This window comes from Cyanobium sp. N5-Cardenillas (genome assembly GCF_024345515.1).
In the GTDB taxonomy this organism is placed as follows: Bacteria; Cyanobacteriota; Cyanobacteriia; order PCC-6307; family Cyanobiaceae; genus Cyanobium.
The window spans coordinates 1-23,428 of sequence record NZ_JAGQBG010000018.1 but is presented as its reverse complement, the minus strand read 5'-3'; the positions used below and the strand labels follow the sequence as shown (position 1 = coordinate 23,428).

The 23,428-nt window shown below is 68.4% G+C and carries 32 protein-coding genes; 18 read left to right on the top strand and 14 right to left on the bottom strand.

Going from position 1 to position 23,428, the window contains the following annotated elements; all coding sequences use genetic code 11:
- On the top strand, positions 1-942 hold a 942-nt coding region (locus KBZ04_RS02835), incomplete at its 5' end, for a hypothetical protein (protein WP_254990379.1).
- Positions 943-946: 4 nt separating this feature from the next.
- Here the strand turns inward: KBZ04_RS02835 and KBZ04_RS02830 are convergent.
- Genes KBZ04_RS02830 through KBZ04_RS02810 form a run of 5 tightly spaced genes read right to left on the bottom strand, consistent with a single transcriptional unit; the run spans position 947 to position 9,426 of the window.
- A complete protein-coding gene (locus KBZ04_RS02830) occupies positions 947-1,222 on the bottom strand; it encodes a hypothetical protein (RefSeq protein ID WP_254990378.1) in 276 nt (91 codons plus the stop codon).
- A complete protein-coding gene (locus KBZ04_RS02825; protein ID WP_254990377.1) occupies positions 1,219-2,739 on the bottom strand; it encodes an HlyD family efflux transporter periplasmic adaptor subunit in 1,521 nt (506 codons plus the stop codon). Before KBZ04_RS02825 ends, KBZ04_RS02830 begins: the two co-directional genes overlap by 4 nt.
- A complete protein-coding gene (locus KBZ04_RS02820) occupies positions 2,739-5,690 on the bottom strand; it encodes a peptidase domain-containing ABC transporter (protein ID WP_254990376.1) in 2,952 nt (983 codons plus the stop codon). The genes KBZ04_RS02825 and KBZ04_RS02820 overlap by 1 nt, the downstream gene beginning before the upstream one ends.
- The gene (locus KBZ04_RS02815; protein WP_254990375.1) at positions 5,687-6,517 is read right to left on the bottom strand and encodes a peptidylprolyl isomerase; all 831 of its coding nucleotides are present in this window, start codon (positions 6,515-6,517) and stop codon (positions 5,687-5,689) included. The genes KBZ04_RS02820 and KBZ04_RS02815 overlap by 4 nt, the downstream gene beginning before the upstream one ends.
- Complete coding sequence (locus KBZ04_RS02810; RefSeq protein WP_254990374.1) at positions 6,514-9,426, bottom strand: glycosyltransferase; 2,913 nt, start codon at positions 9,424-9,426, stop codon at positions 6,514-6,516. The genes KBZ04_RS02815 and KBZ04_RS02810 overlap by 4 nt, the downstream gene beginning before the upstream one ends.
- 55 nt (positions 9,427-9,481) lie before the next feature.
- Here KBZ04_RS02810 and KBZ04_RS02805 point away from each other — a divergent pair, with 55 nt between their 5' ends.
- The 7 genes from KBZ04_RS02805 (at position 9,482) to KBZ04_RS02775 (ending at position 14,239) form a co-directional block, all read left to right on the top strand.
- A complete protein-coding gene (locus tag KBZ04_RS02805) occupies positions 9,482-11,152 on the top strand; it encodes a hypothetical protein (protein ID WP_254990373.1) in 1,671 nt (556 codons plus the stop codon).
- Positions 11,149-11,463, top strand: coding sequence for a hypothetical protein (locus KBZ04_RS02800; RefSeq protein ID WP_254990372.1), 315 nt, complete (start codon positions 11,149-11,151; stop codon positions 11,461-11,463). Before KBZ04_RS02805 ends, KBZ04_RS02800 begins: the two co-directional genes overlap by 4 nt.
- Before the next feature lie 51 nt (positions 11,464-11,514).
- A complete protein-coding gene (locus KBZ04_RS02795; RefSeq protein ID WP_254990371.1) occupies positions 11,515-11,757 on the top strand; it encodes an AbrB/MazE/SpoVT family DNA-binding domain-containing protein in 243 nt (80 codons plus the stop codon).
- Positions 11,754-12,173: a type II toxin-antitoxin system VapC family toxin gene (locus KBZ04_RS02790; RefSeq protein ID WP_254990370.1), complete on the top strand. Its 420-nt coding sequence runs from the start codon at positions 11,754-11,756 to the stop codon at positions 12,171-12,173. The genes KBZ04_RS02795 and KBZ04_RS02790 overlap by 4 nt, the downstream gene beginning before the upstream one ends.
- Positions 12,174-12,306: 133 nt before the next feature.
- The gene (locus tag KBZ04_RS02785; protein WP_254990369.1) at positions 12,307-12,528 is read left to right on the top strand and encodes a CopG family transcriptional regulator; all 222 of its coding nucleotides are present in this window, start codon (positions 12,307-12,309) and stop codon (positions 12,526-12,528) included.
- The gene (locus tag KBZ04_RS02780; protein WP_254990368.1) at positions 12,513-12,890 is read left to right on the top strand and encodes a type II toxin-antitoxin system VapC family toxin; all 378 of its coding nucleotides are present in this window, start codon (positions 12,513-12,515) and stop codon (positions 12,888-12,890) included. The genes KBZ04_RS02785 and KBZ04_RS02780 overlap by 16 nt, the downstream gene beginning before the upstream one ends.
- An 8-nt stretch (positions 12,891-12,898) precedes the next feature.
- Complete coding sequence (locus KBZ04_RS02775; RefSeq protein ID WP_254990367.1) at positions 12,899-14,239, top strand: DUF6880 family protein; 1,341 nt, start codon at positions 12,899-12,901, stop codon at positions 14,237-14,239.
- Between the two features lie 13 nt (positions 14,240-14,252).
- Here KBZ04_RS02775 and KBZ04_RS02770 read toward each other — a convergent pair whose 3' ends face one another.
- Together KBZ04_RS02770 and KBZ04_RS02765 are read right to left on the bottom strand one after the other, a co-directional pair.
- Positions 14,253-14,657 (bottom strand): type II toxin-antitoxin system VapC family toxin, encoded by a 405-nt coding sequence (locus tag KBZ04_RS02770; RefSeq protein WP_254990366.1) that lies wholly within the window; start codon positions 14,655-14,657, stop codon positions 14,253-14,255.
- Complete coding sequence (locus tag KBZ04_RS02765; protein WP_254990365.1) at positions 14,654-14,905, bottom strand: AbrB/MazE/SpoVT family DNA-binding domain-containing protein; 252 nt, start codon at positions 14,903-14,905, stop codon at positions 14,654-14,656. Before KBZ04_RS02765 ends, KBZ04_RS02770 begins: the two co-directional genes overlap by 4 nt.
- A 339-nt stretch (positions 14,906-15,244) precedes the next feature.
- On the opposite strand from KBZ04_RS02765, the gene KBZ04_RS02760 reads away from it, so the two are divergent.
- From KBZ04_RS02760 to KBZ04_RS02750, 3 genes are read left to right on the top strand one after another with little or no spacing between them, the layout of a single operon-like run.
- The gene (locus tag KBZ04_RS02760; RefSeq protein ID WP_106222384.1) at positions 15,245-15,478 is read left to right on the top strand and encodes an AbrB/MazE/SpoVT family DNA-binding domain-containing protein; all 234 of its coding nucleotides are present in this window, start codon (positions 15,245-15,247) and stop codon (positions 15,476-15,478) included.
- Positions 15,475-15,819 carry a type II toxin-antitoxin system PemK/MazF family toxin gene (locus tag KBZ04_RS02755; protein WP_254990364.1) on the top strand — a complete coding sequence of 115 codons (345 nt, stop codon included), beginning with the start codon at positions 15,475-15,477 and terminating at the stop codon, positions 15,817-15,819. Before KBZ04_RS02760 ends, KBZ04_RS02755 begins: the two co-directional genes overlap by 4 nt.
- Positions 15,820-15,835: 16 nt before the next feature.
- On the top strand, positions 15,836-15,979 hold the full coding sequence (locus tag KBZ04_RS02750) for a hypothetical protein (RefSeq protein ID WP_254990363.1): 144 nt from the start codon (positions 15,836-15,838) through the stop codon (positions 15,977-15,979).
- A gap of 32 nt (positions 15,980-16,011) precedes the next feature.
- Here KBZ04_RS02750 and KBZ04_RS02745 read toward each other — a convergent pair whose 3' ends face one another.
- Complete coding sequence (locus KBZ04_RS02745; RefSeq protein ID WP_254990362.1) at positions 16,012-16,332, bottom strand: hypothetical protein; 321 nt, start codon at positions 16,330-16,332, stop codon at positions 16,012-16,014.
- A complete protein-coding gene (locus KBZ04_RS02740) occupies positions 16,319-16,600 on the bottom strand; it encodes a hypothetical protein (RefSeq protein ID WP_254990361.1) in 282 nt (93 codons plus the stop codon). Before KBZ04_RS02740 ends, KBZ04_RS02745 begins: the two co-directional genes overlap by 14 nt.
- A gap of 202 nt (positions 16,601-16,802) precedes the next feature.
- Between KBZ04_RS02740 and KBZ04_RS02735 the strand changes: the two genes are divergently transcribed.
- The 4 genes from KBZ04_RS02735 to KBZ04_RS02720 are packed head-to-tail and all read left to right on the top strand — an operon-like array spanning position 16,803 to position 18,315.
- Positions 16,803-17,090 (top strand): hypothetical protein, encoded by a 288-nt coding sequence (locus KBZ04_RS02735; RefSeq protein WP_254990360.1) that lies wholly within the window; start codon positions 16,803-16,805, stop codon positions 17,088-17,090.
- The gene (locus tag KBZ04_RS02730) at positions 17,087-17,497 is read left to right on the top strand and encodes a type II toxin-antitoxin system VapC family toxin (protein WP_254990359.1); all 411 of its coding nucleotides are present in this window, start codon (positions 17,087-17,089) and stop codon (positions 17,495-17,497) included. Before KBZ04_RS02735 ends, KBZ04_RS02730 begins: the two co-directional genes overlap by 4 nt.
- Positions 17,498-17,531: 34 nt before the next feature.
- Positions 17,532-17,939, top strand: coding sequence for a HEPN domain-containing protein (locus KBZ04_RS02725; RefSeq protein WP_254990358.1), 408 nt, complete (start codon positions 17,532-17,534; stop codon positions 17,937-17,939).
- 7 nt (positions 17,940-17,946) lie between these two features.
- Positions 17,947-18,315 (top strand): nucleotidyltransferase domain-containing protein, encoded by a 369-nt coding sequence (locus tag KBZ04_RS02720; protein ID WP_254990357.1) that lies wholly within the window; start codon positions 17,947-17,949, stop codon positions 18,313-18,315.
- Here KBZ04_RS02720 and KBZ04_RS02715 read toward each other — a convergent pair.
- The 4 genes from KBZ04_RS02715 to KBZ04_RS02700 form a co-directional block, all read right to left on the bottom strand.
- Positions 18,272-18,673 (bottom strand): type II toxin-antitoxin system VapC family toxin, encoded by a 402-nt coding sequence (locus KBZ04_RS02715; RefSeq protein WP_254990356.1) that lies wholly within the window; start codon positions 18,671-18,673, stop codon positions 18,272-18,274. The genes KBZ04_RS02720 and KBZ04_RS02715 overlap by 44 nt on opposite strands.
- Complete coding sequence (locus tag KBZ04_RS02710; protein WP_254990355.1) at positions 18,673-18,939, bottom strand: type II toxin-antitoxin system VapB family antitoxin; 267 nt, start codon at positions 18,937-18,939, stop codon at positions 18,673-18,675. Before KBZ04_RS02710 ends, KBZ04_RS02715 begins: the two co-directional genes overlap by 1 nt.
- A 167-nt stretch (positions 18,940-19,106) precedes the next feature.
- Complete coding sequence (locus tag KBZ04_RS02705; protein WP_254990380.1) at positions 19,107-19,310, bottom strand: hypothetical protein; 204 nt, start codon at positions 19,308-19,310, stop codon at positions 19,107-19,109.
- Entirely contained in the window at positions 19,259-19,642 is a 384-nt protein-coding gene (locus tag KBZ04_RS02700) for an NAD-dependent epimerase/dehydratase family protein (RefSeq protein WP_315860037.1), read from the bottom strand. Before KBZ04_RS02700 ends, KBZ04_RS02705 begins: the two co-directional genes overlap by 52 nt.
- 94 nt (positions 19,643-19,736) lie before the next feature.
- On the opposite strand from KBZ04_RS02700, the gene KBZ04_RS02695 reads away from it, so the two are divergent.
- From KBZ04_RS02695 to KBZ04_RS02685, 3 genes are all read left to right on the top strand, one after another.
- Entirely contained in the window at positions 19,737-20,000 is a 264-nt protein-coding gene (locus KBZ04_RS02695; protein ID WP_254990354.1) for a type II toxin-antitoxin system Phd/YefM family antitoxin, read from the top strand.
- Positions 19,997-20,389, top strand: a complete 393-nt coding sequence (locus tag KBZ04_RS02690) for a type II toxin-antitoxin system VapC family toxin (RefSeq protein ID WP_254990353.1) — start codon at positions 19,997-19,999, stop codon at positions 20,387-20,389. The genes KBZ04_RS02695 and KBZ04_RS02690 overlap by 4 nt, the downstream gene beginning before the upstream one ends.
- 685 nt (positions 20,390-21,074) lie before the next feature.
- Positions 21,075-22,040: an FkbM family methyltransferase gene (locus tag KBZ04_RS02685; protein WP_254990352.1), complete on the top strand. Its 966-nt coding sequence runs from the start codon at positions 21,075-21,077 to the stop codon at positions 22,038-22,040.
- A gap of 528 nt (positions 22,041-22,568) precedes the next feature.
- On the opposite strand, the gene KBZ04_RS02680 is transcribed toward KBZ04_RS02685, so the two are convergent.
- On the bottom strand, positions 22,569-23,428 hold an 860-nt coding region (locus KBZ04_RS02680; RefSeq protein WP_254990351.1), incomplete at its 5' end, for a hypothetical protein.

Genomic DNA, 23,428 nt, shown 5'->3' with positions numbered 1-23,428 from the left:
TTCATGGATTTCGCCCATGAAGCCACGCCCACCCGGCTGGCGGAGGCGCGGCTGGCACGCCAGTGCCTGTCGAAATTCTGGCTGAGTGCACCGATCGATGCGCTGGAGCTTCTCTATGGCTCGGCCGTGGGCCAGTGTTATCGCCAGATGATCGGAACCGAGCTGGCCTCCCAGCCCCTGCTGCGCGATGAAGAGAGCTGGAGAGACCATCTCTCCGAGCGGCTCCAGAGCGGCTTCGATCGGCCGGAAATGGCCAATGTGCTGCTGGCGGTGATGCCCTATTTCCGCCGCGGCAAGATGAAAGTGCGCAACTGTGAGCAGAATCTTCCCGATTGGTTGCTCGAGGACTACGCCAGCCTGTTTGAACCGGAACTGCTGCCGCGGCTGCGCCAACCCAGCCCCCTGGAGCGCAGGGCCCTGGCGCCTGCGGCAGCTGGGGCTGGGAGGGTGGCGCCGGTGGGCGCAGAGCCGGAGCTGCCACCGCTGCCCCAGCTCTCCTCGTTCAGCGGCGCCCAGGCCCTGCAGCTGACCGGCAGCGAGGAGTTCCTCACCCGCCTCAACGGGCTGGTGAATCTGTTCGAGATCGATCCGGACGACGGGGCCATCCTGCAGGAGCTGGGCAGCTTCCGCCGCCAGCTGGGCCAGATCTGGCTGGACACCCCCGACGACCAGCTGCAGTCCCTGTTCGAGAGCCAGTTCGGCGACCTCTACCGCAAGTTCCTGCGCAGCGGCTACGCCGGCACGCCGCTGGCGGAGGAGGACCGGCAGTTGCGGTCCCAGCTGGCCCACTACGTGCGCAACATGACCCGCCCCAAGGCCACCCAGGTGGTGCTGGCGGTGCTGCCCTTCTACCCGCCCGGCAAGATCGGCTTCGCCGGCGGCGAGCAGTTCATGCCCCAGTGGCTGCTGGGGGCCCTGCCCAGCCTCTACGTGAAAAGCTGAGCCTTCACTCGTGGAACTCCTTCCACAGCAGCCAGTAGGTGAGGTAGCCGAGCAGGGGCAGCAGGACCATCGGGGCCAGGGCGAACAGGGTCACCACCGGCGGCAGGTGGAGCACCAGCGCGAGCAGCACCAGGCCATAGGCGAGGAAGGCCAGGGTGATGCCCACCCAGCGCTGGCGCAGGCGTTCGTTGAGGCGCAGCCGCCAGGCCTTGAACCGGCGGCGGCGGCGTTGCTCGGGTGGCACGAAGCGCCACCAGTCGCCCTGGGGTCGGGCGCTCACTGGGACCGCAGGCGCTGGAGGTTGCGGCGCTGGTCTTCGAACAGGCCCGTGAGCAGGCTGATCACACGCCGTTCGCGCAGCTTGATGTCGGCGGTGAGGGCCATGCCGGCCTGGAGCGGCACGCTGCCCTTGTCGGGCAGGGGGATGGTCTGGCGGCCCAGTTTGAGGATGACCGGAAAGTGGAGGCCCTCGGCCTGGGTGCCGAGCACCTGGGCCTGCTCCTCGGGGGTGAGGGCATCGGAGCCGATCCGTTCCACCGTCGCCGGCACGTAGCCGAAGCTGCTGGCGGGGAAGGTCTCGAGGGAGAGTTCGGCGCTCTGGCCCGCCTGCACGAAGCCGATGGCCTTGTTGGGCAGGTACACCTTGGCCCGCAGGGAATCCTGGGGCACCACCTTCAGCAGGGGGGTGGTGGCGTTGACGCTCACCACGCTGCCGGCGCTGACGTCGACGTCAAAGACGAGGCCATCGGCGGGGGCGGTGAGCAGGCCGTACTGGATCTGGAGGCGGGCCTGGCGGATCTGGGCGTCGAGATCGCTGATCTGGCGCAGGTTGGCTTCGATCGCGGTGCGCAGCTCCACATCGGTGCCGGAGCCGGTGTTGACCAGCTCGGAGCGCAGGCGGGCGATCTCGCGCTCCTCTTCGGCCACGTTGGTGCGCAGGTCCTGCATCCTGTTGCGGGCTTCGAGCAGCTGCACCTCGCTGACGGCGCCATCGCGCACCAGCGACTGGTAGCGCCGCTCGATGTCGGCGTAGATGCGCAGGGAATCGCGGTAGCCGGCCAGGCGGGTGGTGCTCTTGGCCAGTTCCTCGCGGGCGGACTGCAGGCGGCTGCTCAGCTCACGGGCTCGGTCGCGCAGCTGGCTCTGCTGGTTGGCGGTGAGGCCGGTGGTGGCGGCCTCTTCGCCGAGGGTGGCCTTGGCGACGCGGTTCTCGTTGAGCAGCCGCTCGCGGATGCTCTCGGCGGCGGCCAGCTTGCTGCGGGGTTCGCGCAGGTCGAAGCGGATCAGGGGCTGGCCTTTCTTCACCGACTGGCCCTCCTTCACCAGCACCTCTTCCACCACGCCGGGGACGGGGGAGGCGACGTCCTTGACGGTGCTGGTGGGCTCGAGCTTGCCCGGCACGGCCACGGTTTCGGAGATCGGCGCGGTGATGCTCCAGAGGCCGAGGGCGGCGACCCCGCCCACCCCGGCCCAGACCAGCAGGCTGGAGCTGCGGCGGCTCTTGCGCAATACCACCGTTTCCCGGAACGACCACTCCTGGGCGTTCTCGGAGCCGGTGGTGGCGAGGCCGCTGCCGAAGGGGTGGCTCACGACCGAGGGATCGCTGGGCTCGCCGGGGGGCGGGGTCTCCGGTGCCGACGCAGCAGCGGGAAGGGAGTCCTGCCCCACCAGATCGACGCGCACCGGAATCACCGGGTGGCGGCGGCTGGAGCGGGGCGAGCGCAGCCAGTTCACACAGCCGTCGAGCAGGGACACCAGGCGGGAGGCGGGATCGGAGGCACGGGGTGGGGTGGCCATCAGCTGAGACCCTCCTGGTTCTGGCTGCGGAAGAGGGCGTAGTACCAGCCGCGCAGCTGCATCAGCTGGCGGTGGTTGCCCTGCTCCATCACGGCGCCTTTGTCCATGAGCACGATCAGGTCGGCGGGCTGGACGGTGGAGAGGCGGTGGGTGATGAAGAAGACGGTGCGGCCGCGGAAGGCCTCGAACAGGTTGATGCACACCTGGCGCTCGGTGCTGGCGTCGAGGGCGCTGGTGGCCTCATCGAGGATCAGCATCCGTGGGTTCTGGAGCACGGCCCGGGCCAGGGCGAGGCGCTGGCGCTGGCCGCCGGAGAGGCCGGCGCCCCGCTCGCCGACGCTGGAGTTGTAGCCCTGGGGCATCTGCATGATGAAGTCGTGGGCGCAGGCGATGCGGGCGGCGCGGATCATCTCGGCGGCGGTGGCATCGGGCTTCACCATCAGCAGGTTCTCGCGGATGGTGCCGTCGAAGAGCAGCGAATCCTGGGGCACCACGCCGATCTGGCGGCGCAGGGAATAGAGCTCCACCTTGCCGATGTCGAGGCCATCGATCAGCACGCTGCCCCGCAGGGGGGCGTAGAAGCGCGAGAGCAGCTTGAGCAGGGTGGATTTGCCGCTGCCGGAGCCGCCCACCAGCCCCACGAAGGAGCCGGCGGGGATCTCCAGGTCGACGCCATCGAGCACCAGGGGGCCCTGGTCGCGGAAGCGGAAGCCCACATCGATGAACTGCACCCGGCCCTGCAGGGGGGGCAGGGGGATGTTGCTGGCCTGATCGCTGGTCTGCTCGGTGTCGCGGTCGACGACGTCGGCCACCATGCGCAGGGACTGGGTGTTGAACTGGAAGTCCTGCCAGGTGCCCACCAGCTGCACCAGGGGCTGGCGGATGTAGCCGGCGAGGATGTTGAAGGCGAACAGGGCGCCGAGGTTGAGTTGGCCCTGGATGATCAGCCAGACCGCCACGGCGATCACCACCAGCTGGCCGAGATTGCTGAGGAAGTTGGAAAGGTTGGCGATCGCTTCGCGGGTCACCTTGAGCTTGAAGTCTTCGCCGATGTAGGCGGAATAGCGGTTCTGGAATTCCCAGCGGGTCTTGAGTTCGGCGTTCTGGGATTTGATCGTCTGGATGCCGGTGATCGCCTCGTTGAGGAAGCTGGAGGCGCGCACCGCCTGGGCCATGGTGCGGTTGATCTGGCTGCGCACCAGGGGATTGCTGACCAGGCCCACGGCGGCGATCAGGGGCAGGGTGGCCAGGGTCACCAGGGTCAGCAGGGGGCTGATGGCGAAGAGGATCGCCAGGTAGAGGAGGCTGAAGCCGAAATCCACCAGGGTGGGCAGGGTCTTGCCGAGCAGGAAATCGCGCAGGCGATCGAGCTGGGAGAAATAGAAGGTGATCTGGCCCACGGGGCGGGCATCGAAGAAGCCCTGGGGCAGCCGCACCAGCTGGTCGAGGATCGTGGCCTTGGCGTCCTGGTCCACCCGGTTGGCCAGGTCGGTGAACAGGAAGCTGCGCAGCGTTTTGAAGATGCTCTCCATCAGGGTGGCGAGCAGCATCACGCTGGCGATGCTGACCAGGGCGCCGATGTTGCGGCTGGCCACCACGCTCTGGATCAGCACCATCAGGCCGAGGGGAAAGACGATCCGCAGGGCGTTGATCAGCACCGAGGCCACCAGCACCTCGATCAGCTCGCGGCGGTGCTGGCGCAGGAACGGGACGTACCAGCTCCAGCTGAAGCGCTGCTGCTTGGCATCGGGTTTGCGGTCGAAGAGCAGCAGCTCCACCAGGCCGCCGTCGTGGGTGACCAGCTCCTCGGCCGGCACCAGCAGGGCGCCGAGCTCGGCCTCCAGCAGGCGGGCGCGGCCATCGGGTTCCACACCATCGAGCAGGCCGAAGTGGCCGTTCTGGTACAGCAGGGCCGGGGCGGGCACCCGCCCCAGGCGGCTGGCGGGCACCCGCGAGAGCACCACCCGCAGGCCGAGGGTGTCCATGATCTGGCCGATGTTGACCAGGTTGAGCCGGTCCTGGCGCTGCAGGATGGCGTCCACCTGATCGGCGAGGGCATCGCGGTTCAGCGGCAGGCCGAAGTAGTCGGCCAGGGCCTGGCAGAGGGCGATCGGAATGGCGCGGCTGCCGCTGGCGCGGGCCAGGGCGAGCTGGCCGCTGCGGTCGCCGGCGCGGCGGGGGGGTGGCTCGAGGGCGGGGGCGTAGGTGCCGCCGGCCTCCTCGGCCAGCACGGTGGGGGTGAGGTGTTCGGGGCCGAGGGTGATCGGCGCTTCCGCCTCGCGGGGGATCGCCAGGCCCACGAGCCGCAGCCAGGGGGCCTCGGGGCCGGGGGGCGCCAGGGGACGCTCCGACCAGGGCTCGGCCAGGGGCAGGCCGCTGCTGGCATACCAGCGGAAGCCGGGGGGCAGGCCCAGCTCGCCCGGGGCGCCGGGGCGCAGGCTGCGCAGGCGCACCTGCTCGGGCGGCAGGGGCCAGTCGTCGAGGAGGGCTTCGCCGTGGGGATCCCGCTCGGCCAGGGCCAGCAGCAGGGTGTGGAGTTCGGCGGCGCTGGGCTGGTTGGCGAACCAGGCGGCGAAATCGGGATGGCCGGCCAGCAGATCGCGGAAAGCGGCCGCCGGGAGCTGCAGGGCCTCCACCTCGGTGGTGGCGCGCAGGTGTTCGCAGGGGTCGCGGCGCAGCAGGCCGGCCCAGCCGGCCAGGCTGCCGGGGCCGAGGCGCTCGATCGTGCGCAGGCCCCGGCCGCTGGGGCTGGGGCCGAGGCTGCGCAGCTGGCCGCTGCAGAGCAGCAGCAGGCCCTCGGGCAGCACGTCCGGGCGCAGGACGGTCTGGCCGATGCGGAAGCGCAGGGGCTCCAGCAGCGGGTCGATGGCGTCGCGGCGGGCGGGGGGGAGCCGGTCGAAGGGGGCGAAGTCGTTGAGCAGGCCGCTGATGGCTCCAGAGGAGGAGGTCATGGGCTGTCGTCCTCCTGCAGCAGGGCGAGCATCGCGTCGAGGGGCGGCAGCGGCTGGCCTTCGAGGAGGAGCCGCGCCCGCTGCTCGAGCCATTCCTCGAAGAGTTCGCCCATCATGCGCTCCCTGGTGGCCTCGTTCAACTCGGCCGGCAGGAACTGTTCGAGCCTCAGCACCACCCAGCTCTCGCCCGCCTGGAAGGGTTCGAACAGCTGGCCGGGGCGGCCGCGGCGCAGGCGGCTGACCAGGCTCCCGTGGCCGGCGGCCAGCGGCAGGGGGCCGATCTGGCCGCGGCAGTGGCGCTCGGGGCCTTCGGAGTGGAGTGGCGCCAGACCGTCGAAATCGGCTTCGCCTTCGGCGATCTGGTGGTGCAGCTCGGCGGCGAGGTCCTCGCTGTCGACACGCAGCAGCGAATAGACCACCTGGTCGAGTTCGGGCTTGCGCTGCAGGAAGCGCACCTCCACCTCGTCCTCCCAGCGGCAGCGCACCAGGCGCTGCAGGCGCCGCTTCTGGGTGGCGAGGATGCGCAGGTCGTCGAAGACCAGGCCGCGCTCCTGGAGCCAGCCGGGCACGTGGTCGTCGTCGCTGATGCCGCGGCGCTCGAGGTAGGCGGCCATCAGGGCCTTTTCCTCCTCGATGGGCAGGGGGATGGCGTGGACGATCTGGTCGAGCACCCAGGCGCGGGCCAGGGGCCTGGCCTGGCCCTGCTGGCGGATGAGGCGGTTGAGCTCGGAGAGGGCCATCCAGGGGCGGCCGGGGGGCAGTTCCACCACCGCCGGCTCGGTGAGGCCGGAGAGGGGTTCGGGCAGGGTGTCGCGGGGTGTGCTCATGGGGAGGGCTCCCGGTGGGGCAGCTGCAGGCGGTCGAGGGCGTCGGCCATCAGGGCCAGGCCGCACTCCCGGCTCCAGGTGGCGCGGGCGTAGGCGAAGGCGGCGGCGGCCATGGCGCGCCAGGCGTCGTCGTCGTCGACCAGTTGCAGCACCGCCTGGCACCAGTCGTCGGGGCTGCGGGCGATCAGCACCTCCTGGCGGTGGCGCAGGCCGGTGGCCTCGGCGGCCAGGGGGCTGAGCACCTGGGGCAGGCCGTGGGCGGCGGCGGCCACCACCTTGCCCTTGAGGCCGGCGCCGGAACGCAGCGGCGCCACGAAGACGCGGTGGCGGGCGTACACCGTGGCCGGATCGGCCACCCAGCCCTCCACCACCACGCCGGCTTCGGCGCCCCAGCGGGCGGCCAGGCCAGCCTCGAGGCCGCTGCCGTAGAGGTGCAGCCGCAGGTCGGGCCGCCGCCGCTGCAGTTCGGGCCACACCTGCAGGAGAAAGGCATCCACGGCGTCGCGGTTGGGGGGGTGGCCGTAGCTGCCCAGGAAGGCGAGGCCGCTGCGGCCCTCGAGGGGGGCGGGAGTCTCCGGGCCGTGCACCACCCAGGGGCAGGGGGCGGTGGCGGCCTCGCCGAGGGTTTCGGCCTCGATCACCGCCCGTTCCACATCGGAATAGCTGAAGGTGAGATCCACCTGGCGCATCACCGCCAGCTCCTGGCGCTTCACCTCCTCCACCGCTTCGAGGGCGCGGCGGCCCGCGTCGCCGTCGAGACCCTCGGCGCGGGCGGCGCGCAGCTGGCGCAGGTGGTGCAGGTCGGCGTTGCAGAACAGCAGGCGGGCCTGGGGGGCGTGGCGCTGGATCAGGGGCAGGGCCGGGGCGGCCACGGTGTGGCGGGTGAGATAGATGAGGTCGAACTCGCCGCCCCGTTCGGCCAGGACCTGCTCGAGGGAGAGCACGAAGGGGGCGTGGAGGCACTCGATGCCGCGGCGCTGCAGCGCGTCGCTGTAGTTGGCCAGCCAGGCCAGGTTGAGGGGCAGCAGCGTCACCTTCCAGCCCAGGGCCTGGAGCAGCTCGATCTCCACCAGGGCGGCGTGGCTGCCGGCATCGCGGTCGGGCCGGGGGGTTTCCTGGTCGAGGAACAGGGCGCGGCCCAGGATGCCCCGGTCCTTGATGGCTTCGGCGCCGGCGTGGCTGGGCTCGCCGCTGGCCTCGAAGGCGCCGGCCCATTTCTGCTGGAACAGGGGGCCGTTGACCGCCTGGAAGCGCTTCAGCCCGGTGCTGGCGCCGGTGTCGGTGCCGCAGCTCAGGCCCTCGTGGTGGATCACCCGGGCCAGGGGGGCGTAGCGCACCGTGTGGCCGGCCTGGCGCACCTTGAAGGCCAGGTCGGTGTCTTCGTAGTAGGCGGGGGAGAATTCAGGGCTGAAGCCGCCGAGCCCGTTCCAGAGCTCACGGCGGATGGCGAGGGCGGCGGCACTGACGTAATCCACCTGGCGGCCGTAGGCCATGCGGGGATCGTGGGGGTTGCCGCCGCGGCCGTAGTTCCAGGGTTCGCCGTTGCCCCAGACGATGCCGCCCGCTTCCTGGAGGGTGCCGTCGGTGTAGAGCAGCTGGGCCCCCACCATCCCGGTGTCGGGCCAGCGCTCGAAGGGATCGAGCAGCTCCTCCAGCCAGGTGGCGCAGGGTTCGGTGTCGTTGTTGAGCAGCACCAGGACGGGGGCGCGGGCGGCGGCGGCGCCGCTGCAGCAGGCCTGGTTGAAGCCGCGGGCGAAGTCGTGGTGGATGACGCGCACCCCGGGGGCCTCGGCGGCCAGGGCTTCGGCGGTGCCGTCCGTGGAGCCGTCGTCGACCACCAGCACCTCAAAGGGGACACGGGTGGGGGCGTAGGCGATCGCCGCCAGGCAGCGGCGGGTGACGCCGTACTGGTTGTGCACCGGGATCACGATCGACACCAGGGGGTCGGCGGCGATCGGCAGGTGCAGGGGCTTGCGCGGCACGGCGCCGCCATCGGGGCCGGGTTCCTGGTTGGAGGTGCCGCGGGGCAGGGGGTGCTCCAGCAGGCGCTGCAGCAGGGGCAGTTCGGCGGGCAGGGGGGTGCCGTGGGCGTCGGCCCAGGCGAGCCAGGTGCGCAGGCTGCGGTAGCGCTCGCGGGCCAGGGGCGCGAGCTCGTCGGGGAAGGGGGGACGGGCGTGTTGCTGCAGGGCCGCCCAGGGGGTGAGGTGGAAGGGCAGCAGCTCGAAGCGCTGATCCAGCACCTGGCCGGCGGCGGTTTCCAGCTGCAGGTGGTGGATGCTGCCGTCGGCGAGGGCGGTGGGGAGCTGCAGCTGGAAGGGCCAGGGCCCTTCCGGCAGGGGCTCGGGGGGCGCGACCGGCAGGGTGGTGTCGCCGTCGAGGCGCAGCAGCAGGGGCTCGGGGCCGCGGCCCCAGCCGTGCAGCAGGGGGGCCTGCAGCTGGGTGAAGGCACCTTCGCGGACCGGACCATGCTGGCGCTGCTGGTCGATCTGGCCGTAGGTGTCGGCATCGAGCCGCATGGGACTGCCGGGCAGTTCGGTGCCGCTGGCCTCGACCCGCACGCGCAGCACCAGCCCCTGGGAATAGGCGGGCAGGGGGTGGGAGGGACCCCACCAGAAGCGGAAGCCGCAGGGCTGCTCGATGCCCAGGGCCAGCAGATCAGGCCGGGCCTGGGCGGCCATCACTTCGGCGATCAGCCGGCGCTGGCCGGGATCGAGCAGGTCGTCGAGCACCAGCTGCAGCCGCAGGGGGGTGGCGTCGGGCTGCAGGGGCCAGGGGCAGGCCCAGCCGGTGAGGCCGCTGTGGGGGCTCCAACCCTCCAGCTGGCCCACCAGGCCGGGGCGACGCCATTCGGCGAGGGAGGCTCCGCTGCCTTCCAGAGTGCCGGGCGGCTCGGCGAGCATCGCAGCCATGCTGGAATCGATGGCGAAACCTTATTGCCCCTGTCCGGCTTTGTCTCGTTCCGCCATGGACCCGGCAGGCGGCGAACCGGTGGTGCGGGTGCCACTGCGGCTGCTGCGGGAGCTGGCGCTGCCCTACCCGGCGTACCACCAGCTGATCGCTGCGCTGCGGGCCGGGGCCGGCGACGGGGACGACCCCCTGCTGGCGGAGCTGACCGAAGCCAGTGCCACGGCCCTGCGGCAGGCCCTGGAGCAGGGAGAGCTGGAGGCGGCCCTGGCCGCCCACGACGATCTGCTGGGCCACGTGGTTGAGCTGGCGGCGGCGCGGCCGGCGGTGGCGGCGGTGCTGTGGCAGCGCTACGGCGATCTGCTCGGCCAGCTGACGGGCCAGGTGCATGAGCGGTTGGTGCCCCGCGACGGGGCGCCGGTGGATTTCAGCCTCCCCGAGCGGGCCGGTGACGCTGAGCTCTGCCTGCGGATGGCGGGGATTCTCGAGCCGACGGCGGCCCAGCCCTGGGCGGTGCCCGACTGGCTGCCGGTGCTGGAGCAGCAGCTGGTGCAGCACGGCGCCCTGGCCTGGCAGCAGAAGGTCCCGTTGCAGGCGGCCGCCGCCGGGCCCTGCCTGGATCTGTTCCTGCGCCTGGGCCAGCTGCTGGATCCCGTGCCGGCGTGGGTGGATCTGGCCTGGCGCGCCGCCCTGGAGCGGCTGATCGAGGCGCTGCCGCCCGCCGGCGCCCTGGCGGAGCCGGAGCTGGAGCTGCTGGTGGCGCGGGTGGGGCGGCTGCCGGTGGCCCCTGAGCAGCGTCCCGCCTTCGACGCCGCCCTGCTGCGGGCCCGCTTCAGCCTGGAGCTGCTGCAGCAGGGCCGCGGCGGCAACGGCCGGCGGGCCACCGAGAGCCTGGAGGTGCTGGAGGCCGAATGGCTGGAGGAGGACGAGGACGAGCCAGCTGCGGTGCCGCAGGAGTCCCTGCCGGCGGTGGAGTGGCGCCCGGGCACCCTGGTGGTGGAGCTGGATCCGCTGGAACTGCAGCTGCTGCGGCACGCGGAGGGGCCGGCCGAGGTCCTGGAGGAGGCCCTGGCCGAACTGCGCCGCCGCCACCACGACAGCGACTTCTGGGCCGAGGCCGCCGTGGAGGGCCCCGAACCCCCGGACACCCTGGAGCTGCTGCGGCGCTTCGAGCGGGAGGCCGGCTTCTATGCCACCACCCACGCCCCGCTGGAGAGCCTGCGCCAGTGGGCCCGGCCGGCGCTGCAGGCCCTGCTGCAGGCCCAGGTGTGGAGCGGCGACGGGGCCACCCTGGCGCTGTGGGAACCGTGGGGGCAGGCGGGCCAGCGCCGCCGGCCGCCGCGCGGCTCCGAGCTGCTGGAGCGGCTCGGCGGTGGTGAGGTGCTGCTGGTGGGCGAGGCACCCGAAGCGATGGCGGCGCTGCAGGAGGCGCACCGGGCCGGCCGGCTGTTCGCCGGGGGGGCCTTCGGCCTGCGCTGCCTGGCGGTGCCCCAGAGCCGCCACCCGCAGCGGCCCGCGGCCGGCTTCGAGCACAGCCTGGAGGCGCTGGTGGCTGCGGTGGAGGCCCACCACGCGGAGCGGCCGTTCACGGTGCTGCTGGCCGGCGGAGGGGCCTACCGGCTGCCCCTGGTGCAGGCCATCGCCAGCAGCTACGGGGTGCTGGCGATGGCGCTGGCCTCCCCCCTGGCGGCGTGGCTGGGGGCCGAAGCGGTGCCGGAGCCGGGCCGATGAGCCAGCCGGACCCCAGCCCGACGGACTGGCGGGCGGTGATCGCGGCCCACCCGCTGGAAAGCCACGAGGCGGCCGCGTGGTTGCGGTATGGGGTGGCCCTGAGCCAGCTGATCGAGCCTTCGGCCGAGGAACGCCAACAGCAGCAGCAGGCCGGGCTGGCCTTCGCCCACGCCGAGGCGCTGGGGGCGTCGCAGGAGGCCGTGGCCCTGGGCCAGCGGCAGGCGACGCTGCTGAGCCTGGCGCTGGCCCTGGAGCTGGCCGGCGCCGGAACCGCGGCGGCGGCGCTGGGGCGCCTGGTCGACGGGCCGTGAAGGGCGGCGTACCTGGCTTACTCTGGTAAGGCTTCGCGCCGGAGGCCGCCCATGGATGCCCTGCTCACGTTGTCATCGAAGGGGCAACTGGTGATCCCGGCCAGGTTGCGTCAGCTGCTGGGGCTGCGGACGGGGGATCGGCTGGCCCTGAGCCTGGAACCGGATGGGCTGCGCCTCACGCCACTGGGCACCAGCGCAGGAACATCGGCCCATGCGCTCATCGGCTGCCTTCACTACCGCGGACCAGCCGTGCCGCTGCAGCAGATGGATCCGGCCTTGTATGCCACCCGATGAGCCTGCCTGTCGCCCTCGACACGAATGTTCTGGTGAGGCTGCTCACCAATGACGATGCGGAGCAGGCCCGGCGTGCAGCAGACCTGATCGATGCGAGTGTCGGCTGTTTTGTGCCGATCACGGTGGTGCTGGAGCTGGAGTGGGTGCTTCGAGGCGCCTATCGGCTGCCACGGGAGGCCGTGATCCAGGCGGTCGAAGGCTTGATGGCCATCCGCCAGGTGCATGTGGAGCAGGAGGAGCTGGTGCGACGCGCTCTGGGCTGGCATCGGCAAGGCATGGACTTTGCCGATGCCATGCACCTGGCGCGCAGCGAGGGCTGTGGAGCCATGGTCAGTTTCGATCGTTCCTTTGCCAGCCTGGTGGTGGATCTGGAGATCTCGCCCAGGGTGACGGAGCCTCCAGAGGCGCTGACCTAGGGATGGCGCACACCGACTGTCCGCGGTTGCGGGCGGCGGAGGGGGCTGGTTGGCGGGCGCGGCGTTGTCTACAGGCTGTACAGATCTGGCGTCAACGGCGCTTACGATGACGTCATCTGATGACGGTCATCTCATGCGCACCATCGTGGATCTGCCCGAGGGCGAGCGCGATCAGCTGGATGCCCTCTGCTCCCAGCGGGGCATTTCCCGGGCCCAGGCGCTGCGGGAGGCCCTGACCCTCTGGCTGGAGCGGGAGCGGCCACGCCACGGCGATGTGTTCGGGCTCTGGAGCGACCGGGACCTCGATGGGGTGACCCTGCAGGAGCGGATGCGGCAGGAGTGGGACCCGCGCTGATGGGGCTGCTGCTCGACTCCAACATCCTCATTGATGTCTTGCTGGGCAAGGATGCTGCCTTGCAGTGGATCCAGGCCCAGCCCCGCTGTTCCATCAGCGTGATCACCTGGATTGAGGTGCTGGTGGGTTGCGGTCCGGGCGAAAGCGAGGCGGTGGAGGTGTGGCTGCGGGGATTCCATTGCCTGCCGCTCGATGGCGCCGTGGCCCGGGAAGCGGTGGATTGCCGTCGCGCCCTGGGGCTGAAGGTGCCGGACGCCATCATCCTGGCCACCGCCCGTTGCCATCAGTTGGGGCTGGCCACGCGCAACAGCCGGGATTTTCCGGAGGAGCTGGCGGGCGTGGTTGTCCCCTACACCCTCTGAGGCATCCCGTGGCCAGCAAGCGCAGCCTCAATGCCCGCAACCTGGAGGCCCTGGGGGCGGCGGCGCTGGCGGAGCTGCTGATCGAGGTGTCCAGTGGCCAGGCGGTGATCCAGCGGCGGCTGCGCCTGGCGCTGGCGGCGGCGGAGGGGGCCAGTGGGGCTGCCCAGGAGGTGCGCAAGCGGCTGGCGGCGATCGACCGGTCCCGGACCTTTGTTGGTTCGGCCCGGCGCCCGGCGCTGCTGAGGGATCTGGAGGCCCAGCGGCAGGCGATCACCGGACCGATCGCCGCCGAAGACCCCGGGGAGGCCTGCGAGCTGCTGCTGCGCTTTCTGGAGATCTCCGCCGGGGTGCTGGCGCGCTGCTCCGACAGCACCGGGGTGGTGGTGGGTTTGTTTGAGCAAGCGGCTAAACAGCTCGGGCCGCTGGCGCTGGCGGCCCGGGTGGCGCCCGAGACCCTGGCCGAGCACGCCGTCGAGCTGCTGCTGGAGGACCGCCACGGGGCGTTCGATGCGCTGGTGCCGGCCCTGGCGGAGGCCCTCGGCGACGGGGGCCTGCAGCGGCTGGAGCAGTGCTGCCGCGAGCGCGGCGCCTTGGGCGGCAGCCGGCTGCTGCTGCAGATCGCCGAGGCCCGGGGGGATGGGGAGGGCTACCTGGGCCAGTTCAGCGCCGCGGATCTGCGCCGGCGCCCGATCGCCGCCGACGTGGCCCGGGTGCTGCTGGCCAACGGCCGGGCGGCGCAGGCCCTGGAGATCCTCGATGGCGCCACGGCGGAGGGCCCAGGCCGGCTCGATGGCGCCTGGCTGGACAGCCGCCTGGCCGTTCTCGAGGCGCTGGAGCGCCCCGCTGAAGCCCAGGAGATGCGCTGGCGGTGGTTCTGCCGCAGCCTCTCGATCCCCCACCTGCGCGACCACCTGCGGCGCCTCGATGCTTTTGAGGATGGCGAGGCGGAGGAGCGGGCCTTTGGGGTGGCCGAGCAGCATCCGAGCCGGCTCCTGGCAATGGAGTTCCTGGTGGCCTGGGGGGTGCTGGGCCGCGCCGCCCGCCTGGTGCTGGCCCACGCCACCGAATGGGACGGGGAGGCCTATGCGATCCACAGCGCCGCCGCCGAGCGGCTCAGCGCCGACCATCCCCTGGCGGCCACGCTGCTGCTGCGGGCGATGGTGTGGGGGGCGCTGGAGACGGGCCGCAGCCAGCGCTACCGCCACGCCGCCGAGCACCTGCGCAGCTGCGACCTGCTGGCCGACCGCCTCGACGACTGGCAGGGCCACCCCGACCATGCCGCCTTCGTGGCGCGGCTGCAGGAGCGCTTCGGGGGCCGCTGGGGCTTCTGGAAGCTGGTGGAGGCGTGAGGAGTCGGATGGGCTAGGGGACGTGGAGCAACTCGGCGGCGAGGCCCTGTTGCTGCAGCAGCGTCACGGCCTGCCGATCAAAGGACAGGAACGTGTCGCCACCGAGCCACTGACCCTGGTGGGCGATGACCGCATCGGCGAAATCACCACCGGCCTCCAGTTGCCACAGACCCACCTCCACGGCAGCGCGATCGAGGCTGACATTGCTGGCGGCCATCAGGGCCCGGATCGCGGTGGTGATCTCAGCCACCTGGAAGGCGTAAACGCGGCGCAGTACCCAGACGAACTCGCAGAGGGCCGGCAGGGACACGGCGATCTGCTCGGCGCCGCGCAGTGCCGCGATCGCCGCTTTCGACTGGGAGGGGTCATCGTCCACCACGGCGCGTACCAGCACGTTGGTGTCGGCCGTGATCCTCATGGCTCCCCGGCCCAGCCGGCCGCGGCGGCCGCCTGGATCTCCTCGAGGCTGGCCAGCTTCGGGCTGCGGCCGGCGAGGTGGCCAATGAAGGCCTCGATGCTGCCGGGGGGCTGGACGGCGCGCACCTCGATCCGACTGCCGGGAAGTGTCGTCACCTCGATCTGCTGGCCCGGCTGCACCCCGAGATGGCGCAGCAACTCGCGGCGGAGGGTGACCTGGCCCTTGGCGGTGACGGTGAGATGGGCCATGGGTACACACCACCAGGAGCCCCACTGTAAGGCGTTCCGCCCTTACCGCCGATGGCCGATGACATCAAGCGCTCCAGGCAGGCCGCCTGTTGCCTGCAGCTGGGTGCCGGGGCTGCGGGTGGTGGTGATGCGTTCGTTGTGGTGGGTTCGGTGGATGCATTCGGCATTCTGTACAGGCTGTACAGGTCTGGGATCCGGCCGGGCGGACAGGGCCCGATGGCCTTGAAGCCCCGGGAATGGATCAGCGTCAGCCAGCAGCTTTGCCGCATGCTCGTAAGGACGCCTTACGACAAGGAGGCTTCCGGTCTAGGGTGAAGTCCAGTGATTGGTTTGCCAGCGATGCCAGCGATGGAGATCGCCACACTCACCGCCAAGGGGCAGGTCACGGTGCCGAAGGCGGTGCGTGAGGCCCTGGGATTGCGGCAAGGCGATCAGCTCAGCTGGGAATTGGAGGACGGCTCGGTGCGTGTGCGGGCCGTGGCGCCGTTGGATCTTGTTTATCTGCAGGGGCTGGAGAGCAGCCTGGGCGAGTGGAGCAGCCCGGAGGATGAGGAGGCGTTCCGCGATCTATGAGCCCCTTTGAGAGGTACGCCGTGGTTCGGGTGCCGTTTCCTTTCACGGATCGGCAGGTCCAGAAGCTGCGGCCCGCGGTGGTGCTCTCCCAGAGCGACTTCCAGCGTGGTTGCGGCCATCTGCTACTGGCGATGATCACCTCGGCGCGGCAATCCTCGTGGCCCCTGGATTGGCCCCTCGAGGATCTGCAGGCTGCAGGTCTGCCCCAACCCTGCCTGGTGCGCTTCAAGCTGTTCACCCTTGACGAGCGGCTGGTGTCGGGGGGCTTGGGTTCTTTGGCCCCCGCCGATCGCGCCGGGGTGGAGGCCCAGCTGGGCAAGCTGTTGCCCACCGCGACCTGAGCGCTGCCAAGGCCCCATGGTCGTGGTGGGCAACAGCTTGCGCACACCTGCTGCGCTGCAGGCCGCCTGTTGCCTGCAGCTGGGTGATGAGGCGGTGATGATCACCGGGGACGCGTCTTTTTGGCAGGTGCCGGGGCTGCGGGTGGTGGTGGTGCGCTAATTGATCAGAAGCAGCCCGGTTGGCTTCCAGCTTTACTTCTTGCCGTAGGTGGCGTCGTGATCAGGCGCGATGGTGAGCAGACGGATGAAGTCGCCGTCACGGTGGGCAGTGGCGCGCCGAGCCTTGCTGATGCGCAGTGAGTACAGGGAATCGATGCCTTTGGGTGGCTTGACGCTGGTGATTTTTTCCCATTTAAGCCCTGGGTCTCGATAGAGCTGATTCCAGGTGAGTTGGCGAATCTTGTTGAGCGTGTCGAGGGCCGAATGGTGCTCGGGCTTTTGCAGCATCAGCAGCTGCTCCTGAAAGACGGGGTTGTTGAGGTCGAGCCTCACCGTCGCGTCATCGCTCGGCATGGCCAAGGCGGTTCAGCGTGACATCCACATCGGCATCATCAGGCGCATGGCCGGCCGACCAGGCCATCGCGGCTTCCAGCGCGTCGGCGGCCTTCGGTTCGTGCAGCCAGCGCTCGTTGTCGGGGATGACGGTGGCGGTGCGCACGATCCAACAGCCAGGCTCGCGCTCTTCCACCAACACCTGGCGGCCGGCGTACTGCTTGCCGAGGGAGATCTGGCCATTGGCGCCAACCAGCTTGACCGCAGGGGCACGGGTGGTCCTGGCCATGGCGATGCTCTGGTTTGGTGCTGCACGGGATTCTAGCTTTCGTGCGGCACGAAAACCAAGGCCCCACTCCGCGCCAGATCGACATGGCTGCAGCTGGTGGTGGTGGGTTCTGCGGATGGATCCAGTCACGCAGATTTCAGTACCGTCTTCAGTACTGAATCACGGCTAGGCTGTGGAGCGAATGACGGCCCCTTGGTGAGAGGTGGATCGGGTGGACGGCAGCCAGCTCAGTTCCAGTGAGCTCAAGCGGCGCGGGATCGCCGCCATTGAAGAGGCTCTGCAGCGGGGGCCGGTGCAGCTGATGAAACGCAACCGCACGGCCGCGGTCGTGCTCAGCGAACGCCAGTACCAGCAGCTGTGTCGGCGAGCCGCCCTGGCCCCGGCGCCTGAGGTTTCGGCGTTGGCGTGGTTGCTCAGCTGCCCAGTGGCAGCGGCGGGCCGCAGCAAGGAGGAGATCGATGCGGCGCTGGAGGAGGAGCGCGACTGGTGATCGCCTTTTTTGATGCCAGTGCCCTGATTGTCGTGCTGGAGGGCCGCGAGCCGTGGGTTCATGGCGTCAGGCAGGCGCTGGCCGAGCTGGTGGCCAGCGACCCAGGCATGGCTACGGCCGTGAGCCGCCTGAGCTGGCTGGAATGCCGTGTCGGCCCTCTGCGTCGCCGCGATCCAGCCACCCTGGCCACTTTTGATGCCTTTTTCTGCCGTACCGATCTGATCTGGGTCGAGCTCACGGCGGCCGTGGTGGAACTGGCCACCGACCTTCGCGGGCAACACAGCCTGCGCACGCCGGATGCGCTGCAGGCCGCCTGCTGCCTGCAACTGGGTGATGAAGCGGTGATGATCACCGGGGACGCGTCCTTTCGGCAGGTGCCGGGGCTGCGGGTGGTGGTGGTGTCATGAGTCGAGTCGATGTGCACCCCTTCACAATGGTGTGATGAACCGTTCCGCTGACTGGCTGCATCAGGCGTCGGCCGATCTGGACCAGGCCCGTGTCAGTGCGAGCGCGGGTCATCACGAATGGGCCTGCTTCGCCTGCCATCAGGCGGTGGAGAAGGCTCTGAAGGCGCTTCACCTCAGCCTCGGCCAGCAGGTCTGGGGCCATGGGCTGGGCCGTTCCTTCCGCGATCTGCCCCCCTCCGCTGCCGCGGAGCTTGGCCAGGCCGTGACGGATCTGGAGGATCGGCTGCGCATCCTCGATGCCCTCTACATCCCCACCCGTTACCCGGATAGCCTTCCGGACGGGGCCCCTACCGACCACTTCGGCCGTCTGCAAAGCGACGACGCTCTCCTCCATGCCCGTGCGCTCGTTGACGCAATCCGTGCTGCGATGGCCAGAGCCTGACCAGGTGATGCGCCAGGTAACAACCTGGGCGGAGCAGCAGGGTTCGCAGACCCCCTCGCTCGAGCGCGTGGCGGTGTTCGGCAGTTATGGGCGAGGCACGGCTGGAGTGGGCAGCGACCTCGATCTGCTGCTGATCGATGCGGGGGCCAGCGGCCCCCAGCACCGACGTCTGCTGAACTGGCCGCTGGCGCTGTTGCCACTCAGCTGCGACGCGCTGGTGCTCACCCCCGAGGAGCACGACGCCCTGATGGCGGCTGGATCCCGTTTCGCGATGGAGCTGGGGCGCGATGCGCGCTGGTTGTGGTCCCGCCGGGCGGCCGAGCACCCGGCCTTCAGCGGCCCGCTTCGATCGCCGATGCAAGATCGGTGTGGATGAAGTCATCGCCCTTGTACAGAAGGGGGGCAGCGAGGGACTTGGCCAGGGCGTAGGAGAAACAGTCGCCCAGATTCAACCCGGCTCGATGGCGACCCTTGCCGAAACGACGAAAGGCCAGGCGTGCGAGTTCCGCCTGGTTGCGGTCGAAACTGACCACTTCGATCTCAGCGGCGGCCAGAAACACATCCAGATCTCCCTGGCCATCGGGGCCAAACCGGGCCTCGAGAACGATGGAGAGTTCGAGCAAGGAGGCAGCGGACAGTCGCCGCAACGCGGCGGATTGGATGGCCTGATTGAAGGAACGACGTTCCGGTTCGTTCTGCAGAATCGCAAGGATGGCTGACGAATCGATCACCATCAGCCCGGCAGTCCGATGGCGTCGTAGCCGAGGATTTCCTCGGGCGTGCGCGTGTCCTTCCGTGGTCGCGCTGCACTACGCAGGGCGATCTCATCGAGGCGATCGGCCAGGCTGGGGCGCCCAGCGGCCTCACGCTGCTGTTGTCTGAGGCGTTGCAGCCGTTCCTTCAGGGCGTGGATGACGGCATCCGTTTTGTTTTCCCCCGAGAGGGCGGCCACCTCCCCAGCCAGGCGATCGGCCTCTGGGTTGCGGATGTTCAGCGCCATCAGGCCAGCGTGTAGACGACCAGCTTTCAGTGTAGACGCCCCCTGGGCTGCCTGTTCTGCCCCAGGCGCGGTTGTGGGTGCTGGTGGGTTCGGTGGACGGATCCTGCGTTCTGTACAGGCTGTACAGGTCTGGGATCTGGGCTGGGGAGGACAGGGTCAGATCGCCTTCAGCGCTGGCGACCCGGCGCTGCGGGGGAGTCACCGCCAGGGGGCCATGGGCCGGGCCAGGCCCCACCACCCACGGCGGTAGGACAGCAATGGCGTCTTGCAGGCAGCGCCTTGCTCACCAAGGCATCAGCCCCGTACCGGTTGGCGGGGTTCAGCTCGCTGAGCAGCACCACGTCCGGCAGGGCCGCCAGGCAGCGGCCCACCTGCTGGCGCAGCTGTTCGGCGGCGCGGATCTGCCGGTGGCTCCGCAGATGGCGATGCAGCTCCTGCAGCTGGGCCAGGGCGTCGCGGCTCCGGCCAAAGGCCCAGGAGAGCTTGCCGCCGCCAGCAGCACCACCTCCGGTTGCTGCGCCTCGAACCAGGTCCGCACAGCCAATGGATCTTCCAGATCCAACGCCTCGCGCCCTGCCGTGAACAGGTTGGTATAGCCGTGGCGCTGCAAGGCCCGGCAGATGGCGCTGCCCGCCATGCCCCGGTGCCCGGCCACGAAAAAGCGATCGCTCGGGTGGATGAGGGGGGGTGAGGTGTTGGCCATGGCTCGGAAAACCCTGATGCCGCAGGTCACCGCCAGCAGCTGTTGGTCCGCCAGTGGACTAACGTTCCACTGCCGGCCCTTGCCCCGTATCGCCATGGGTGCTCCTGTCCCGCGGATCGTGAACGTGCACGAGGCCAAAACCCACTTCTCGCGGCTGATCGACGCCGCCCACGCCGGTGAAACCATCGTGGTGGCCAAAGGCGGGCGGCCCTGGGCGCGGCTGGTTCCCCTGGAGCCGCCCACACCCAGCCGCAGGCCCGGCGTCTTGAGCGGGGTGGTCACCCTGCCTCCGCCGGAGGTGCTGCTCGAGCCGCTGCCAGAGGAGGAGCTTTCTGACCTGGAGAAACCTCTCCCGTGAGCGCTGGTGTGCTGCTCGACACCCACGCCCTGCTCTGGTGGCTGGCGGAACCCGATCGCCTCTCGCCGGCAGCCCATGCCGCCATCGCCGATTCCAGGGCGCGGGTGCTGGTGAGTGCGGCTTCCGGCTGGGAGATCGCCACCAAGGTGCGCCTGGGCAAGCTTCCTGCCGCCGCTTCCCTGCTGGAAGAGCTGCCCACCGTGTTGGCCGCCCAGGGGTTCGAGCTGCTGGCGATCGAGCTGCGCCATGGTCTGCGGGCGGGCAGCTATGGCCTGGCCCACCGCGATCCCTTTGACCGCTTGCTGGCCGCCCAGGCTGAGCTGGAGGCCCTCACCCTGGTGAGCATCGATCCAGCCCTCAAGGCCTTTCCCTGCCACCTGCTCTGGTAGCTGCGCCATCAGCGCAGCCCTCCCAGCGCCCTCTCCATCGAACCCACCACGTTGAAGCCCTTCAGGGGCAGGATCGTTGAGGGCCATGGGCAGGGCCAGGCCCCAGCCATGGCGGTAGAGCAGCGATGGCGTCCTGCAGCCAGCGTTTTGCTCACCAGGCTTTGCCAGCGCCCGCCTCAACGCCCACAGGCCGGCAACCCAGGCATGTGGCGACACAGGGATGGATGCAGCGGCGACCCCGGCGGCAGCCAGAGCGGGCTGGAGCCGCGAAGGACGGACAGGCCGATCAGCAGGGCCCAGAGCCAGGTGAGGCGGGAACCACCAGGGAGGATCATCGGCTGAGGGCGCTCAAGAGCCGCTGGCACCATGATGGCGATGGCGTGTGGAACCCAGTGAGCCAGCCGTGACGGCCACCTCCCCCGATCGCCAGGCTGCCGACGAAGCGTTGCAGGCCTATCTGCGGGGGGATTGGACGGCGGTGCTCGCGGGCTATGGCGAGGCGGGCACGGACGCGGCGGCCTGGTTGCGCCATGGGGTGGCCAGCCTGCAGAACGGGGCGACCCCTGCTGAAGCCAACAGCGTGCCGGGGCCGGGGGAAGCCTTTGAGCAGGCCCGCCGGTGCGGCGCCACGGAGGCGGACATCGCTGCCGCCCTGGGGGGAAGCGTGGGACTGAGTGCGGGGGAGATGCTGTTGCTGGCTGGGCACGAAGGGCCGGGTCTGCGCTGCCTGGCGAGCGGACTACCGCCTGAGGCCACGGAGGAGCAACGGCAGGGCTGGGCACGGCTGCGGGCCTGCGCCTGCCTGATCCGAGCGGGATGCTGGGAGCAGGCGAATGCTCTGCACCGCGAGGCCGTGGCAGCAGTGGAGCCCCCCCGGGAAGCTCCCGACCGATTCACGGCCCAGCTCACGATCCTGCGCACGGAAACGGAGCTGCTTTCCCATGAACTCAGCCTGGCTTTGGCCAGCGGCGCCCTGCAGAACGGCCCAGCATCATCTGAGGCCGGAGCATTGGAGCCAAAGCAGCAGGAGTGGAAACGCTGGAGCCGTTCCCAGCTAGGCCAAGACCTGTGGGTGCTGGAGCAGACGGGCTGGAAACGGGGCGGTTTCTTCGTGGAGTTCGGAGCGACGGATGGGGTGCTGCTGAGCAATAGCTGGCTACTGGAAAAGCAGTTCGGCTGGAAGGGCATCTGCTGTGAGCCAAATCCCAGGCTGTTTGAGCAACTGAAACGCAACCGCCATTGCCAGGTGAGTCCGGCCTGTGTGTATCGCGCCAGTGGAGAGAGCATGGAATTCGTGCTGGCCGATGCCTTTGGCGGCTTGCGCCAGCATGGGCAGGACGATAACCACAAGGAGAAGCGCGAGGCCTACGCAAAGGCTGGTGAGCTGATCAGCGTGGTGACCACTTCGTTGATGGATTTGCTACAGGAGCAGGGGGCACCGCAGGAGATCGATTATCTGAGCATCGATACCGAGGGCAGCGAACTGGCGATTCTGGAGGGGATTGATTGGGACCGGTACCGGTTCCGCTGCATCACGGTGGAGCACAACTTCACAGCTCAGCGTGAGGATATCTCCAGGCTGCTCAAGGCCCAAGGCTATCATTGCCAAGAGGCTCAGTGGGATGATTGGTATATGCGGCCTTTGGTTTGACTCACTGATTCGCCTGCCATCGTTTACTCAGCTTGCCCCAGCCCGTAGTGCAGTTCATTTCCCGTTGAACCCAACATCGTGATGATAATCACGATGTTGCATAATTCGGCATGCCCAGACTTGAGTGGTTGGATTACTGGATTGCCCCATCCCAGCGTACAAGCATAGCTGTCGAGATGGATGCAGGAGCATAGCGGTGGAATGTCACGTAGTGCAAGTTCTGCTTCTGAAGCTTGAGTTTAGAATTGATCTTCCAATATCATTATCCTCTAAGTAGAAAACATTCAGCGTCACTAGTCTTTGGCAGAACAATTTCTAAACTTAGTTTTGCACTGGTAGAGAAATGCCAAGCAATGGCTATGCGAGAACGCTCCAGCCACTTAACAGCTTGATAGGCTTCAAGCTATTATCATGGCATACAATGATGAATTGCATAATAAAATTATAGTATGAACTGGAAATTGTCACGAGCATGCATGATTCGAAAACACTATAGATGCTAAAGGAATACCGTCGTCGAAAAATACTTTATCGCTGGTCTCTCAGAAAGGCTTGTTCAGCTAGCCTGCAAAAACTCCCAATATCAACAGAATAGTCATCGGGTGCAAATCGAAAAGTGTTTAGCTGACCATCATCGCAAACTTTAGGTACAAGCTGAGTATTGGGCAGTAGTGGAATTGGGGAATCTGACTCCCAAAAGAATGATCCCCAAGCCTGAAGTGAGGAATGGGTGTCGTTAAGCTTTTGTAGAACTGAAGGCGGGGCAAGTGCAATGACAGGTTTTCTCAGTAACCATGAGTACCATGTAAGGTTGGCGCCCCATTCGTAAACTCCAAAATTTGACTTAGATAGAATGCAAATGGTTTTGAGTACAGGACATGAGACAAGCGGCAATATATCGATACTTGGATACTCTTTTGATCCGATCTCCGTCAAATCATGCACTAGCTCTTCGATTTGGTCTTCAGGAGGATAATAGTCATGGCCTTTAGAATAGAGGGTGGATGAAATATCAAGAACAATGCGACTTTCTGAATCTGCAAGCCTATAAATAGCGTCTAAGAAAGACGAAAAGACTTTATCGCGATTAATTGGCCTCCTTGTGTAAGGCCTTGCTCCATATACGAATGAGGCAGAAGAGGTTATGCATTCATTCCCATAAAGAGAGCAGGAAAGAGAAATAATCGAATCTGCAAGTGCTTGGGGAATGAAGCTATTCTCATACGGCTCAAGAATAATCTTATCGTGAAAACGCAGCTTTCTCGTCTGAGGAGAGTAAGAGTCATCAGCAGTACGGTAGTCTATGAAGGGAAAGGAGGAGAGAATCTTGTCAAGCGGTCCGAAGAGCTCACTATTCGGAAGCACTAATAACTGCAGCCTCCCAGTAA

Excerpts from the sequence above, each read along its gene's own strand:
- KBZ04_RS02745 (WP_254990362.1), bottom strand. The coding sequence starts at position 16,332 with ATGCCGAGCGATGACGCGACGGTGAGGCTCGACCTCAACAACCCCGTC.
- KBZ04_RS02685 (WP_254990352.1), top strand. The coding sequence starts at position 21,075 with ATGCTGTTGCTGGCTGGGCACGAAGGGCCGGGTCTGCGCTGCCTGGCG.
- KBZ04_RS02695 (WP_254990354.1), top strand. The coding sequence starts at position 19,737 with ATGGGTGCTCCTGTCCCGCGGATCGTGAACGTGCACGAGGCCAAAACC.
- KBZ04_RS02820 (WP_254990376.1), bottom strand. The coding sequence starts at position 5,690 with ATGACCTCCTCCTCTGGAGCCATCAGCGGCCTGCTCAACGACTTCGCC.
- KBZ04_RS02785 (WP_254990369.1), top strand. The coding sequence starts at position 12,307 with ATGCGCACCATCGTGGATCTGCCCGAGGGCGAGCGCGATCAGCTGGAT.
- KBZ04_RS02750 (WP_254990363.1), top strand. The coding sequence starts at position 15,836 with ATGGTCGTGGTGGGCAACAGCTTGCGCACACCTGCTGCGCTGCAGGCC.
- KBZ04_RS02765 (WP_254990365.1), bottom strand. The coding sequence starts at position 14,905 with ATGGCCCATCTCACCGTCACCGCCAAGGGCCAGGTCACCCTCCGCCGC.
- KBZ04_RS02710 (WP_254990355.1), bottom strand. The coding sequence starts at position 18,939 with ATGGCGCTGAACATCCGCAACCCAGAGGCCGATCGCCTGGCTGGGGAG.
- KBZ04_RS02800 (WP_254990372.1), top strand. The coding sequence starts at position 11,149 with ATGAGCCAGCCGGACCCCAGCCCGACGGACTGGCGGGCGGTGATCGCG.
- KBZ04_RS02760 (WP_106222384.1), top strand. The coding sequence starts at position 15,245 with ATGCCAGCGATGGAGATCGCCACACTCACCGCCAAGGGGCAGGTCACG.
- KBZ04_RS02720 (WP_254990357.1), top strand. The coding sequence starts at position 17,947 with ATGCGCCAGGTAACAACCTGGGCGGAGCAGCAGGGTTCGCAGACCCCC.
- KBZ04_RS02700 (WP_315860037.1), bottom strand. The coding sequence starts at position 19,642 with ATGGCCAACACCTCACCCCCCCTCATCCACCCGAGCGATCGCTTTTTC.
- KBZ04_RS02740 (WP_254990361.1), bottom strand. The coding sequence starts at position 16,600 with ATGGCCAGGACCACCCGTGCCCCTGCGGTCAAGCTGGTTGGCGCCAAT.
- KBZ04_RS02770 (WP_254990366.1), bottom strand. The coding sequence starts at position 14,657 with ATGAGGATCACGGCCGACACCAACGTGCTGGTACGCGCCGTGGTGGAC.
- KBZ04_RS02810 (WP_254990374.1), bottom strand. The coding sequence starts at position 9,426 with ATGGCTGCGATGCTCGCCGAGCCGCCCGGCACTCTGGAAGGCAGCGGA.
- KBZ04_RS02825 (WP_254990377.1), bottom strand. The coding sequence starts at position 2,739 with ATGGCCACCCCACCCCGTGCCTCCGATCCCGCCTCCCGCCTGGTGTCC.
- KBZ04_RS02815 (WP_254990375.1), bottom strand. The coding sequence starts at position 6,517 with ATGAGCACACCCCGCGACACCCTGCCCGAACCCCTCTCCGGCCTCACC.
- KBZ04_RS02805 (WP_254990373.1), top strand. The coding sequence starts at position 9,482 with ATGGACCCGGCAGGCGGCGAACCGGTGGTGCGGGTGCCACTGCGGCTG.
- KBZ04_RS02790 (WP_254990370.1), top strand. The coding sequence starts at position 11,754 with ATGAGCCTGCCTGTCGCCCTCGACACGAATGTTCTGGTGAGGCTGCTC.
- KBZ04_RS02715 (WP_254990356.1), bottom strand. The coding sequence starts at position 18,673 with ATGGTGATCGATTCGTCAGCCATCCTTGCGATTCTGCAGAACGAACCG.
- KBZ04_RS02755 (WP_254990364.1), top strand. The coding sequence starts at position 15,475 with ATGAGCCCCTTTGAGAGGTACGCCGTGGTTCGGGTGCCGTTTCCTTTC.
- KBZ04_RS02725 (WP_254990358.1), top strand. The coding sequence starts at position 17,532 with ATGAACCGTTCCGCTGACTGGCTGCATCAGGCGTCGGCCGATCTGGAC.
- KBZ04_RS02795 (WP_254990371.1), top strand. The coding sequence starts at position 11,515 with ATGGATGCCCTGCTCACGTTGTCATCGAAGGGGCAACTGGTGATCCCG.